This is a genomic window from Rubrivirga aquatilis (assembly GCF_046845665.1).
In the GTDB taxonomy this organism is placed as follows: domain Bacteria; phylum Bacteroidota; class Rhodothermia; order Rhodothermales; family Rubricoccaceae; genus Rubrivirga.
Genome location: NZ_CP177355.1, coordinates 302,124 through 314,675 on the forward strand (window position 1 = coordinate 302,124; position 12,552 = coordinate 314,675).

Here is a 12,552-nt window from a genome sequence, read left to right on the forward strand (position 1 = left end):
AAGAGGGAGGTCGACCGGGCCGACGCGTGGCTCTCACGGGACGCCCCGGCCAGGGCCTGCCGTCGCCGGCGCCCCAGGCGTCGTCGGGCCAGGCGTGGGTCGCCCGCCAGCGTGGGCGAGGCGCGCGCTGGCCCGCCGACCGATCGGATGGCGGGGCGGCCGCGCAGGCGAGGTCGTCCACCCGCTCGGCCCGACGTTCCCATGACGACCAGCCGCCGCGCCAGCGGAGAGACGACGCCTCCACCGCTCTGTGTCGCTCAACTGAGGGCGTCGGGCGCGGTGCCCCCGGCGTGCCGTATCGGCCCGAACCGACGCCCATGTAGTGCCCAGGCGCTCGCGCCGCAGGCCGGCCCTGGCCTAGATGTAGTCCAGCAGCGTCTGCTGGACCGTGGCGGCCGTGGCGCGCAAGGCGGCTTCGAGGCCGGTCTGCCGGCGCTGGAGCGCGCCGAGCACGTCGGCGAGGTCGATCTCCTCGATCTGGGCCCGACGCTCGCCGGCCTGGAGGCCCTGGAGGTCGACGGCGTCGCGGGCGTGGCGGAGCGTCCGGGTGACGGCCCCGCTCTGGCCGCCGAGCCGGGCGTAGTGGTCGATGCCGGCCTCGACGCCCGCGAGCGCGTCGGCCATGGCCGTCGGGTCGCCGCCGCGGATGGCGTCGGCGAGGGCCTGGAGGCGGTCCGGGGCCGCGACGCCGTCGACCTCCAGGGCCGTGGTGACGTTGAGCGACACGCGGAGGCCCGGCGCCACCTCGCGGCGGCGCTCACCGGAAAAGTCGCCTGCCGCGACGGCGCCCGACGGGTCGAGCGGTGCGGTCGTGGTCTGGGTCCCGGCGAAGAGGTATTCCCCCTCGCTCTGGGCGTTGAGCCGGGTGAGGAGCTCGGTGCGGAGCCCCTCGACCTGGGCCGCCATCTCGTCGGTCGAGATCACGCCGTTCGCGGCGCGAAGCCCAAGGACCTTGGCTTCGACGAAGAGGTCGCCGGCGGCCGCCAGCTCGGCCTGGGTCCGGTCCGTCCACAGCGTCGCCGCGTCGATGGACTCGGAGTAGCGGCCTAGCTCGTCCTGCAGGTTGGCCAGCGACGCGGCCTGTGCGAACCCGGTGGGGTCGTCGGAGGGCCGATGGATCCGCTTGCCCGTCGCCAGCTGGGCCGTGAGTTGATCGACGGCGGCCCGGGCACCCGGGAGGGCGCGCTCGGCCGTCGACTGCGCGACGGCGCGCGTAAGGGCGGTGACGATGGGACGGGGCATGGGAGCGGAGACCAGTAGGTCTACATGGCGAGGAGCGTGTCGAACATCTGGGTGGCCGTCTCGAGCACACGCGCGGAGGCGGCGTACGACTGCTGGAACTTGATGAGGTTGGCCATCTCCTCGTCGAGCGAGACCTCGGAGACGCCGGAGCGCAGGGCCTCGGCGTAGGCCGTCGCCGCCGTGTTGGCCTCGGACGCCGCCGTCGCGCGGCGGACCTCGGAGCCGACGCCCGAGAGCAGACGCGCGGCCGTCTCGTCGAGGGCCCCGCCGAGACCGGCGATGGCCTCGGCCGTGCTCCCGTCGCCCGGCCCGGACGCACCGGCGGCGATGCTCTCGGCGGTGAGGGCGGCGTCGAGGGCGAACGTGGCGGCGGTCGTGCCGGCGGGGTCGAAAAAGGGCTGGCCGGTCGAGCCGTCGAGGCCGGTCCCCGCCGCGTGCGCAGTGTTGACGCTGTCGACGAGCCGGGCCACCAGGCCGTCGAGGCCGGCCCGCGTCTGAGGGAGGACGCGGCTGAGCGTGTCGAGCTGGGCCCCGAGCACGCCGTCCTCGATGCCACCCAGGCGGAGCGGGCGCGAGGAGCCGGTCGCGAAGAGCGCCGTCTGAGGCTCGGTGGGCGGGCCGACGACGCGGAGCGGGAGGGTCTCCCCTTCTTGGACGACCGTCATCCCGTCGAGCGACAGCGTCACGTCGCCGGCGGGCTGGTGGCGCAGGGCGAACGGGGCGATCCCCGAGAGCTCGTCCAAGGCGAGGTCGCGGCGGTCGAGCGCGTCGAGGTCCTCGGCCCCCTGGGACCGGGCCGTGCGGACCGCGATGTTGAGTTCGGCGACCTCGGCGAGCAGCTCGTTGGTGCGCTCGACGGTCGCCGCGAGCCCGGTCGCGGCCGAGGCCTCGAGCCCGGCGAGCCCGGCGTCGACCATCCGGAGCGTCTGGGCGAGGCGCTCGCCCTCGGACACGAGGGCGTCCCGGGCGGCCAGCTCGGTCGGCGCGTCGGCCACGGCCGACCACGCCCCAAAAAACGCGCGGAGCGGATCGAGCAGGCGCGAGCCGTCGGGCCCGACGGCGTTCTCGACGGCCGCGAGTTGGACGGCCCCCTCGCTGGCCCCGTCGGCCCCGGCCCGGCCACGGCGGACGGCGGCGTCGAGGAACCCGTTGCGGGCCCGGTCGAACGAGCTGACGTGGACGCCGTCGCCGGCGCTGGGGAGCCCCTGGATGAGCACGCCGCCGCGCTGGACCGGCGTCGCGCGGAGCGAGGCGCTCCGGCGTGTGTAGCCCGGCGTCTCGACGTTGGCGATGTTGCTGCCGGTGGCGTTCGTGGCGGCTTGGCTGGCGAGCAGGGCCTGCCGGGCCGTCGAGAACAAGCTGTTGAGGCTCATGGGGCCGGGGGGCTAGGTGCGGACGGCGCCCCGGCCGACCGGGGCACCGACCGCGCCACGCGCGGTGTAGACGTTGGCGGTCGGCGGGGCCGAGAGCCGGCGCCAGGCGCCGACGAGGTCGCGGCCGAGGGTGACCGCATGGTCGAGGGCCCCCTCGAGCGCGTCGCAGGCGGCCCGGGCGTCCCGGGCGGTGGTCTCGAGCGCGGTCCGCTGCGCGGCCGTGGCGGCCGGCGCGTCGGTCCGGGCCGTGAAGCGGACGCGGTCGCGGCGGCGGCGGTCGAGCTCGGCGACGGCGTCGAGTGTGCGCGCAGCGGCGGTCTCGAACGCCTCAATGGAGGCGTCCGCGAGGGCCTGGCGCTGGGCGCGAGCGGCAGCGGCGATGGCGGCGAGTGCCTCGCGTTCGGGAGCGAAGGGGTCGGTCATGGGGTCCTCGTCGTCATATCGATGGGCGGCGGCGGGGCTTTAGGGCCGCGCGAAGAAAATGTCGGTGGCCCGGCCGGCGGGGTCGTTATCCCGCCGCCTGCGTCTGGAATGCGGCCCGTCCGCTCCCACTGAGCCGTCAGCAGTTCGGCGATGCCGAAGGTGCCCGCGTCGACCAGGTGGTCGGTGAGCGTGTCCGTGAGCGTGTCGCGCTGGAGGTCGGCCTGCCCGGTCATCATGCCCTCTTGGTCGCTCTGGAAGAGGTCCTTGGTCATCACCTCGACAAACTGGCGGACGAGCACGGACTCGAACTGGCGGGCCGCCTCGTCCGGCGACTTGGCGTCGGGAGCGCCGGGCGTGGCGGACGGACGGGCGGCGGCGGGTTGGATCGGAGTCATGGGATCAGAGGACGACGAGCTCGCCCTGGAGGGCGCCCGCGCGGTCGATGGCCTGGAAGACGGCGATCACGTCGCGCGCCGCAAGCCCGAGTTCGTTGAGCGCCGCGGCCAGCTCGGCGACCGTCGTGTTCGGCTGCAAGACGACCGACCGGGCCGTTTCCTGGTCGATGTCGACGGAGCCGACAGGGATGGCGACCGTCTCGCCATCGGAGAGCGGGTTCGGCTGGGAGACGACGGGGTCGACGGCGGTCGAGATGGTCAGGCCGCCGGTCGTGATCATCACCTCGGCAATCGTCACCCCACCGCCCGCGACGACCGTCCCGGTCCGCTCGTTGACGACGATGCGCGCGGGCACGTCGACGCCGACGCGCAGCCCTTCGAGCGCGGCCATCAGCCCGGCGGCGCTGGCGTCGGGCGGAATCGCGACGCGGACCAGACCCGCGTGGACGGCTGTGGCGGCGTCCGGGAAGGCGCCGTTGACGGCGTCGGCGATGGCGACAGCGTTCGTGAAGTCGGGCCGGAGCAGCGACAGGTCGAGCGGTCCCTCGCGGACGCCGGCCGTGGACGGGCGGACGACGAGCCCGCCGGACGGGACGCGGCCGGTGTTCGTGGGGCCGGTCCGCGCCGAGCTCCCGGCGGCCGACGCCAGCAGAGCGCCCGTCAGCACGGAGCCCTGGGCCATCGCGGCGACCGCGCCGCCGGAGAGCTGGTCGAGGAGCGGCGTCTGGAGCAGGATCCCGCCCGACAGCGACCGCGCGTCGCCGAGCGAGGCGACGGTCACGTCGAGGGCGGTGCCTTGCCCGGCGTACGGGCTCAGCGTCGCCGTCACCATCACGGCGGCGGCGTTGCGCGACGACAGCGTGCTGGGGTCGACGGCGATCCCGAACCGCTCCAGCATGTTGGCCACGCTCTGGACGGTGTACGGAGCACTCGTCCGACCGCGAGCGCGGTCGCCGGTACGGTCGAGGCCGACCACGATCCCGTAGCCGACGAGTTGGACCGGCGCGGCGCCCGCAGGCACCACGAGGTCTTTGAGACGGGCGCTGGCGGCGGGCTGCGCAAGCGCAGGGGCGGCCAGGGCCGCGAGCAGGAAGAGGGTGAGGAGGCGCACTGGGTTACTCGGCTGGGGGAGCGATGTCCGCGACCACGTCGCCACCGCCGCCGGACATCATGCCGAGCGCGACCACGCCGACGATGACGGCGACCGTCCCGACGAGCGTCAGGAAGCGGCCTTTCAGGAACTTGGGGCCGCCCCCCTCCTGGGCGTACACGACGTCCGCGTTCGCGATCTGGGTCGACAAGACGGTGTTGGAGGGCCCGACGTCCGCGGCGCGGACGACGCCTCGGACGGTCATCAGGTGCACGTCGCCGTCGACGTTGAGACGGCGCTCGCCCTCGATGGTGAGGTTGCCGGCGGCGTCGACCTCGACCACGCGCGCGGTCAAGGTGCCGGTGAGCAGGTCGCTCTGGACGGTCCGGCTGTCGGCGTCGCGGCGGCCGCCGACGCCCGCGTCGAGGCCGAAGGCGCCGCCCGTGGAGGCGGAGCCGCCACCGGACACGTCGGCGCTCGCGCTGGCGGAGTTGGCGGACTGGCGCCGGGCAGAGGTCCGCTCTTCCAGGATGACCGTCAGCAGGTCGCCGGGCTGGTGGGCGCGGATGGCGGAAAACATCGAGACGATGCGCGTCGGCGCGGGCTCGGCGGGCGCGTCGGCCTGGGCAAGCGCGGGCGCGGCGGTGAGCAGGAGCAGGGCGAAGAGACGGTGCATGGGTCCGGGGGGGATCAGAGGGTGGCGGTCCAGTCGGCGGCGCCGGGCGCGGTAAGGCGGACGCGCGTGGCGCGGGCGGAGGGGCACGTCGTGGTGATCGTCTCGCCGACGGCGCCGCGCTCGCGCGCCTGGCAGTCGAGGGTGATGACGACGGCGCCCCGGGTGTAGCGGACGCGGACGGGGTCGCCGGGCTCGACGGCGGCGGGCGCGCGGACGTGGCGGGCGGTCAGGACGGTGCCCGCGCGGAGGGATCGGGTTGCGAGCCAGTCGGCGCCGGGGCGCGCGTCGAGCCCGTCGCGCACCGTGGTGGTCTCGACGCGCTGGAGGGCGACGGCGTCCGCGAGCGGCTCGTCGCGCGCGACGTCGCGCGTCAAGACGGGGACGGTCTCGAAGACGGCGACGTCGAGGTAGGCCCAGCCGGCCGACTCCCAGCCGGCGGCGGTCTGGTGCTCGACACGCGCGGAGACGCCGCCCTTCGGCGCGGGGTCGTCGAACACGACGCGGAGCGGGGGGGCGGCGTCGGCGGCGCGGCCGCTGAGGCGGACGACGGCGACCTCGGCGTCGGGCCAGACGGCGGCGACGGCGGCGCGGGCGGCCTCAGCCACATCGGCCTCGGTGGCGGTGTGCCCCGCCGCCCCCCCGTCCGCGCCGCGCGCAGGGTGAAGGGCTGGCGCCAGCACCGGGGCCTGGTTGCCCGAATGGCACGACGCCGCGCGGACCGTCGCAGTCAAGGGGGACAGCTTGGGCGCGCCACGCCGATCCTGTTCGGCTTGCGCGGCGTGTGCGCGTCCGAACGGGCGGTCTGCTGCGCAGGGCGCAGGACCGGACGCCTCTCCCGAGCCCGCAAGCAGGCTGGCAAGCGCAACGAGCAGGGTCGCGAGCGCGATCATCGCTTGACGCCATTCGCGATCTGGAGCATCTCCTCGCCGGCCTGCACCATCTTCGAGTTCATCTCATAGGCCCTCTGGCTGGCGATGAGGTCCACCATCTCCTGGACGACGTCGACATTCGAGGCCTCCAGCATCCCCTGCTGGACAGTGCCCACCCCATCCTCGCCCGGGGGCGCGACGACCGGGGCGCCGCTGGCCTCGGTCTGGGCAAAGAGGTTGCCGCCCATGGCGCGGAGCCCGGCGGGGTTGGGGAAGCGCGCCAGCTCGATCTGGCCCAGTTCAACCGGCTCGGTCTCGCCGGGGATCAGGGCGCGGACCGTGCCGTCGGCCTGGATGCGGAGCTCGAGGGCGTCGGTCGGGACCTCAATGCCGGGGTCGACGGCGAAGCCGGCCGGGTTGACCAGCATCCCCTCGGGCGAGAGCGTGAACGAGCCGTCGCGGGAGTACGACCGCGAGCCGTCGGGCATCTGGATGGCGAAGAAGCCGGAGCCGTTGACGGCCAGGTCGAGGGCGTTGCCGGTCTCGGTGAGGCCGCCCTGGGTGAACGTGCCGATGGTCGCGACGGCGAGCGCGCCGTGGCCCATCTGCAGCGTGGCGGCCGGCCCGGCGGACCCGTCTTCGCCACCGGCGGCGCGGACGCTCTGGTACAAGAGGTCTTGGAAGGCGACGCGCGAGCGCTTGAAGCCGGTCGTGTTGGCGTTGGCGAGGTTGTTCGCCGTGTTGTCGACGCTGGCCTGCTGGGCGCTCATGCCGAGGGCGGCGGTGCGGAGGGCTCTAAGCATGGGTTTGGGGGCAAGGGGCAAGGGGGAAGAGGCAAGGGGGCGGAATGCGAGGAGGCTCGTGCTCCATGCTTCCTGCCCCATGCCTCTAGAAGGAGCCGAGGTCGCGGGTGGCGGCGCCCAGGGAGTCGTCGGCGGAGCGCAAGGCCTTCTGTTGGCTCTCGAACAGGCGGACGTGGGACATCAACTCCACCATCTCGCCGACGGCGTCGACGTTGGAGCCTTCGAGGAAGCCCTGGCGCATGCGCGTCTCGGAGGGGCGGGCGGCGACGCCGGCGGCCTCGAACGTGGCGCCGTCGAGGCGGACCAAGCCGGCGGGGTCGGCGACCTCGAACGTGGCGATCCGGCCGACCCGCAGGCCGCCGACCGACACCTCGCCGGCCGTGTTGACCCCGATCTCGCCGCCGGAGGGCGGGAGCGTCAACGGGTCGCCGTCGGTGGTGAGGAGGGCGTGGCCCTGGGTGGTGCGGACGGTGCCCTCGGCGTCGAGCAAGAACTCGCCGGCACGCGTGTACCGCGTCCGGCCGTCGGTGTCGCGGATGGCAAACAGGCCATCGCCTTCGAGGGCGAGGTCGAGCGGGTTGCCGGTCTGGACGGGGACGCCGGGGGCGACGTCGGCGGCCTGGCCGGCGACACGCGTGCTCTGGGGCGCGCCCTCGCGATCAATCCGCTCGGCCAGAGCCGTCGAGAAGGCGCGGTCGCGGCGGTAGCCGATCGTGTTGGCGTTAGCCAGGTTGCTGGCGACGCGGTCCTGTCGCTGGGCCAGTTCGCCCATGGAGGCGGCGGCGTTGCGGAGGCGGAGGAGCATCGGGGCGCGGGAGGGGTGCGCCCATGTCGTTGCAAAGGGCCCGCCGCGAGCCCCGGAGCCCTCTCCAGCCTGCTAGCGGGGTCGGCGGCGGAAGCGGGTGCCGCGCGGCGGAAACCCGTTCCGGGGGTGGAAGGGCTGGGGACTCAGGGACTGGGGGGCCGTTCTCCTAGGACACGACCTCTCTCCCCTGTCGTTCTGAGCGTCTCTTGGGTACCTGCGGGACAACCCCGACCACGGCATCCGGGCCTCGCGAGCAGCGTGACCCTCTCAGTTGCGGCAAACGGAAGAAGCGCGGTCGAGAGGGCCGTGCTGCGATCCCTCACATACGTTCGGGGTGACACGTGGGATGGGTCTGCAGGTGTCGTCCGGCTTGCGAGGCGGCCACGCTGGCGCCCCCGGCGCGCGGGGGCGCGTCCACAGTCTCGCTCCCTGGTCCTCGGTCTCCTGTCCTCCCGTCAGTTCAGGCTGAAGACGGCGACCACTAGGGGGCCGCGCGCGGTCCCGTCGGGCAGGACCTCCTCGGCCACGAAGGCGCCCGTCGGCTTGATGCCGGTGCGCTCCCACAGGGCCGGGCGCCAGCCCTCGGGTAGGGGCACGGCGTGGCCGGCGCCGGCGTCCCAGGCCTCGCCCTCGGGCGCCGCCAGCTCGGCCTGGGCCACGGCGACGATAAAGGGGGCCATCAGCATCTCGACCTCGCCGTCGGCGCCGAGCCGGAGGGGGACGCCGATGCGGGCATTCGTGCGGTACTCGGGCATGGGGATGTCGGGGGGGACCGTCTGCAAGGTCGCACCGGCGGTGGGCACCGTCGCGTCATACGGGCGTGCCCCACGCGAGGAGCCGTTGCCGCCGTCGTGCGTGTCGCGAGCCGGCCGCACATGCCCGACGGCGAGGCCGCCGTCCGGCGCTCTCAGCCCCTCCCTCCGGCCGCCGCCAGCGCCGGGTTCACGGGAGTTTACATGGGGTTGACATGGGTCCGCGCCATCCCCTCCTCGGCGGTGGTATGATCGGCGGGTCGCCCCCCCACCCTCTCCCACCACACAGCATGCGATTCTTCGCTACGGTCCTCCTCGCCCTCGCGGCAGCCGGGGCCGCTACCGCCCAGCCGACCGACCTCCTGATTACGGAGTACGTCGAGGGCTCCAGCTTCAATAAGGCCGTCGAGATCTACAACGGGACCGGCGCGCCGGTCGAGCTCTCGGGCTACACGCTCGAACTGTACTCGAACGGGAGCGCCGCCGCCACCTCGACGCAGGCGCTCTCCGGCACGCTCGCAGACGGCGCCGTCTACGTCGTCTCGAACTCGCAGGCCGATCCGGCCATCCAGGCGGTCACCGACCTCACGTCGGGCACGGCCAACTTCAACGGCGACGACGCCGTGGTCCTGCGCGGGGCACTCGGCGTGGCCGACGTGATCGGGCAGGTGGGGGTCGACCCCGGCTCGCAGTGGTCCGCGAACGGAGTCTCGACCCAGAACGCCACCATCCGCCGCGCGGCGGCCTCGTGCACCGGCGACACGGACCCGTCCGACGCGTTCGACCCGTCCGTCGCGTTCGAGGCGTTTCCGAACGACACGTTCGACGGGCTCGGCGCGCACACCGCCGCGTGCGGCGCGGGCCCCGGCAACACGCCGCCGTCCTTTACGGCCTCGCTGGCCGACCAGACGATCCCGGCTGGCGCGGCGTTCGCGTTCGACTACGACGCGACCGACGCCGACGGGGACGCGCTGACGTTCGCGCTCGCCGAGGGCCCCGTCGGCGCCACGCTCGACCCGGTCACGGGCGAGTTCGCCTGGACGCCGGCCGACGCCGACCAGGGCCAGGCGGTCGCCGTCACGGTGACGGTCACCGACCGGACGGCGACGACCTCCACCTCCGCGACGCTGACCGTGGTCTCGGACGGGCCCGGCAGCCGCGTCTTCTTCTCGGAGTACGTCGAGGGCAGCTCGAACAACAAGGCCCTCGAGATCCTGAACGCGACCGGCGGGCCGGTCGACCTCTCGGCCTACACGGTCGAGCTGTACTTCAACGGCGCGACGTCGCCGGGCCGGACGGAGACGCTCGCGGGCACGCTCGCGGCGGGCGACGTGTACGTGATCGCGAACGCGTCGGCGGACCCGGCGATTCTGGCCGCCGCCGACATCACCTCGACGGTCACGTTCTTCAACGGCGACGACGCCATCGTGCTTCGCGGCCCGGGCGGGATCGCCGACGCGATCGGGCAGGTCGGCAACGACCCGGGCTCCCAGTGGGGCTCCGGCGACACGTCGACGGCGAACGCCACGCTCCGCCGCAAGGCGGACTCGTGTGAGGGCGACGCGCTGGCGACCGACGCGTTCGACCCGGACACGCGCTACGACGGGCTCGCAAACGACACGTTCGACGGGCTCGGCTCGTACGACGGGACGTGCCTCGACGGCGGCGGCGGGGGCACCGGCGCGCCGGCGTTTACGGCCGCGCTCCCGGACGCCTTCGTCGACGGCGGGACGCCCATCGCGTTCGACTACGACGCCGAAGACCCCGAGGGCGACCCGGTCACGTTCGCCCTCATCGACGGGCCGGCCGGCGCCACGATCGACCCGGCGACCGGCGTGTTCGCCTGGACGACCTCGACGACCGGCGTCTACGCCGTGACCGTCTCGGCCACCGACGGCACCGCGTCGGCCACGACCACGGCGGTCGTCGGCGTCCGCGGCACGCTGTTCCCCGGGCAGAGCGGCGCCGAGCTGCGCGCCTCGATCCGGGCGGCCTACACGCCCGACCTGACGCTGGGCTACGGGCCCGCCCGCGACGTGATGTACGGCGAGATCGACCGGCAGCCCGACGGGACCGTCGCCGGCGTCTACACCGGGTACTCGGTGTTCCTGCCCGACGGCGTGGACCCGAGCACGTACCTGTTCCAGAACGGGATCAACGCCGAGCACACGTGGCCGCAGTCGAAGGGCGCCGGCGACGAGCCGGGCCGGAGCGACATCCACAACCTGTTCCCGGCCAAGGACAACGTGAACTCGGCCCGGAGCAACAAGCCGCTCGTCGAGATCGACGACGCCCAGACCGACGTGTGGTACCGGTTCACCACGTCGACCACGACGCCGCCGGCGACCGACCGCGACAGCTACAGCGAGTCGACCGTGTTCGGGTTCGAGCCGCGCGAGGTCCACGAGGGGAATGCGGCGCGGGCCGGCGTCTACTTCTACACGATCTACGAGGCGCTCGCCGACCTCCCGTTCCTGCTCGAGCAGCGCGACGCGTTCGTGGCCTGGGACGAGACGGACCCGGCGGACATCGCCGAGGTCGTCCGGACGTACGAGATCGCGCGCCGCCAGGGGAACGTCAACCCGTTCCTGCTCGACGACACGCTCCTCGACCGGGCCGTCTCGGACATCGTGCCGCCGACGCCCGACGAGGTCACGATTGCCGAGGCCCGCCAGCGCTCCGACGGCGACCTGGTGGCCGTCGAGGGCGTGGTGACGAGGGCCGAGGGCCGGTTCACCCGGTTCGAGGACGGCGGCGTCGGCCTCACCGTCTTCCAGTCCTCGGGCGCGGTCCGCGCGGCCGTCGAGGACGGGACGATCGCCGAGGGCGACACGCTCCGCATCGTCGGCACGATGGCGACGTTCAACGGGCTCCGCCAGATCAACCCCTCGGCGTTCGAGGTGCTCTCGCGCGGGAACGACCTCCCGACGCCACAGCCCGTCACGCTCGCCGAGCTCGTCGCGAACGGCGAGGCGTACGAGAGCGAGCTCGTCCGGATCGACGGGCTGACCGTCCTCACGGAGGACGCCGTGTTCGCGGCGAACCGCTCGTACACGGTGACCGACGGCGTGACCGAGGTCACGCTCCGGACGCCGTCCGCCGACGACGGCCTGCTCGACGGGACGGCCGTCCCGACCGGCACCGTTTCGTTCGTTGGCGTGATCGGCGAGTTCCGGGGCGACTACCAGCTCGTGCCGGTCCTGGAGACGGACCTCCGCGACGACACGGCCCCGGAGCTGGTGCTCGCCGCCGGGCCGTTCGTGCTCACCCCGCCGAACCACCGGCTCGTCCGGTTCGAGGCGGCCGACGTGGTCGCCTCGGTGACCGACGGCGGCGCCGCGCTCGACCCGGCCTCGGTCGTCGTCGTCTCGGTCTCGAGCGACGAGCCGGCCGACGGCAGCGGCGACGGCTCGACCGGGACGGACATCATGGTCGGGTGCGACGGGTTCGAGGTCCGGGCCGAGCGGTCCGGGCGCGGCGACGGCCGCGTGTACACGGTGACACTGGCCGTGGCCGACCTCGCCGGAAACGTCGGGACGGCCTCGTTCACGATCGGCGTCCCGAAGGGCCGGAAGGACGCCGTCGACAGCGGCGTGGCCTACACCGTCGAGTCCGGCTGCTCGCCCATCGCGGCCCCGGCGGCGGCGATGGTGGCCGCGGCGGCCCCGAGTGCGGCGGCCCGCGTGGCGGACGCAGTGACCTCGCTCGACGCGAACGCGCCGAACCCGTTCTCGACGTCGACCGACGTCTGGTTCTCGCTCGCCGAGGCGGGCGGAGTCCGGCTGGCGGTGTACGACGTGACGGGCCGCGAGGTGGCCGTGCTGGCGTCGGGCGAGACGCCGGCCGGGACGCACCGCGTGACGTGGCGTCCGGCCGGTCTGGCCGGCGGCGTGTACCTGGTGCGGATGACGGCCGGGTCGTTCTCGGCCACGCGTCAGGTGCTGCTCGTCCGGTAGCTCCGGGATTCTAGACAGGCTCAGGGCCCCCGCCGAGACGTCTCGGCGGGGGCTTTTTTTGTCAAGGCAGGATGGCCGGCCGGAGGGGGCGACAGGCGACGCACGGCTCGATCCCGGCTGGGATCGGGGGCGGGCCGCCGGGGGGTGCGGAGACCCAAACCGCCGGGC

The 12,552-nt window shown here is 74.0% G+C and carries 11 protein-coding genes; 1 reads left to right on the forward strand and 10 read right to left on the reverse strand.

Going from position 1 to position 12,552, the window contains the following annotated elements; genetic code table 11:
- Positions 1–357: 357 nt before the first annotated feature.
- From ACLII4_RS01315 to ACLII4_RS01360, 10 genes are all read right to left on the reverse strand, one after another.
- A complete protein-coding gene (locus ACLII4_RS01315; RefSeq protein WP_412069085.1) occupies positions 358–1,242 on the reverse strand; it encodes a hypothetical protein in 885 nt (294 codons plus the stop codon).
- A 20-nt stretch (positions 1,243–1,262) separates the two neighbouring features.
- Positions 1,263–2,615, reverse strand: a complete 1,353-nt coding sequence (gene flgK / locus ACLII4_RS01320) for a flagellar hook-associated protein FlgK (protein WP_412069086.1) — start codon at positions 2,613–2,615, stop codon at positions 1,263–1,265.
- Between the two features lie 12 nt (positions 2,616–2,627).
- Positions 2,628–3,038 (reverse strand): hypothetical protein, encoded by a 411-nt coding sequence (locus tag ACLII4_RS01325; protein ID WP_412069087.1) that lies wholly within the window; start codon positions 3,036–3,038, stop codon positions 2,628–2,630.
- Positions 3,035–3,433, reverse strand: a complete 399-nt coding sequence (locus tag ACLII4_RS01330) for a hypothetical protein (protein ID WP_412069088.1) — start codon at positions 3,431–3,433, stop codon at positions 3,035–3,037. The genes ACLII4_RS01325 and ACLII4_RS01330 overlap by 4 nt, the downstream gene beginning before the upstream one ends.
- A gap of 4 nt (positions 3,434–3,437) precedes the next feature.
- The gene (flgI, locus tag ACLII4_RS01335; RefSeq protein WP_412069089.1) at positions 3,438–4,544 is read right to left on the reverse strand and encodes a flagellar basal body P-ring protein FlgI; all 1,107 of its coding nucleotides are present in this window, start codon (positions 4,542–4,544) and stop codon (positions 3,438–3,440) included.
- Positions 4,545–4,548: 4 nt separating this feature from the next.
- Positions 4,549–5,199 carry a flagellar basal body L-ring protein FlgH gene (locus tag ACLII4_RS01340; protein ID WP_412069090.1) on the reverse strand — a complete coding sequence of 217 codons (651 nt, stop codon included), beginning with the start codon at positions 5,197–5,199 and terminating at the stop codon, positions 4,549–4,551.
- A gap of 14 nt (positions 5,200–5,213) precedes the next feature.
- Entirely contained in the window at positions 5,214–6,089 is an 876-nt protein-coding gene (gene flgA, locus ACLII4_RS01345) for a flagellar basal body P-ring formation chaperone FlgA (protein WP_412069091.1), read from the reverse strand.
- Complete coding sequence (gene flgG, locus ACLII4_RS01350) at positions 6,086–6,871, reverse strand: flagellar basal-body rod protein FlgG (RefSeq protein ID WP_412069092.1); 786 nt, start codon at positions 6,869–6,871, stop codon at positions 6,086–6,088. Before flgG ends, flgA begins: the two co-directional genes overlap by 4 nt.
- A gap of 85 nt (positions 6,872–6,956) precedes the next feature.
- Positions 6,957–7,676: a flagellar hook-basal body protein gene (locus ACLII4_RS01355; RefSeq protein WP_412069093.1), complete on the reverse strand. Its 720-nt coding sequence runs from the start codon at positions 7,674–7,676 to the stop codon at positions 6,957–6,959.
- A gap of 455 nt (positions 7,677–8,131) precedes the next feature.
- The gene (locus ACLII4_RS01360; RefSeq protein WP_412069094.1) at positions 8,132–8,431 is read right to left on the reverse strand and encodes a hypothetical protein; all 300 of its coding nucleotides are present in this window, start codon (positions 8,429–8,431) and stop codon (positions 8,132–8,134) included.
- 287 nt (positions 8,432–8,718) lie between these two features.
- Here ACLII4_RS01360 and ACLII4_RS01365 point away from each other — a divergent pair, with 287 nt between their 5' ends.
- Positions 8,719–12,384 carry a lamin tail domain-containing protein gene (locus ACLII4_RS01365; RefSeq protein ID WP_412069095.1) on the forward strand — a complete coding sequence of 1,222 codons (3,666 nt, stop codon included), beginning with the start codon at positions 8,719–8,721 and terminating at the stop codon, positions 12,382–12,384.
- Positions 12,385–12,552 lie beyond the last annotated feature (168 nt).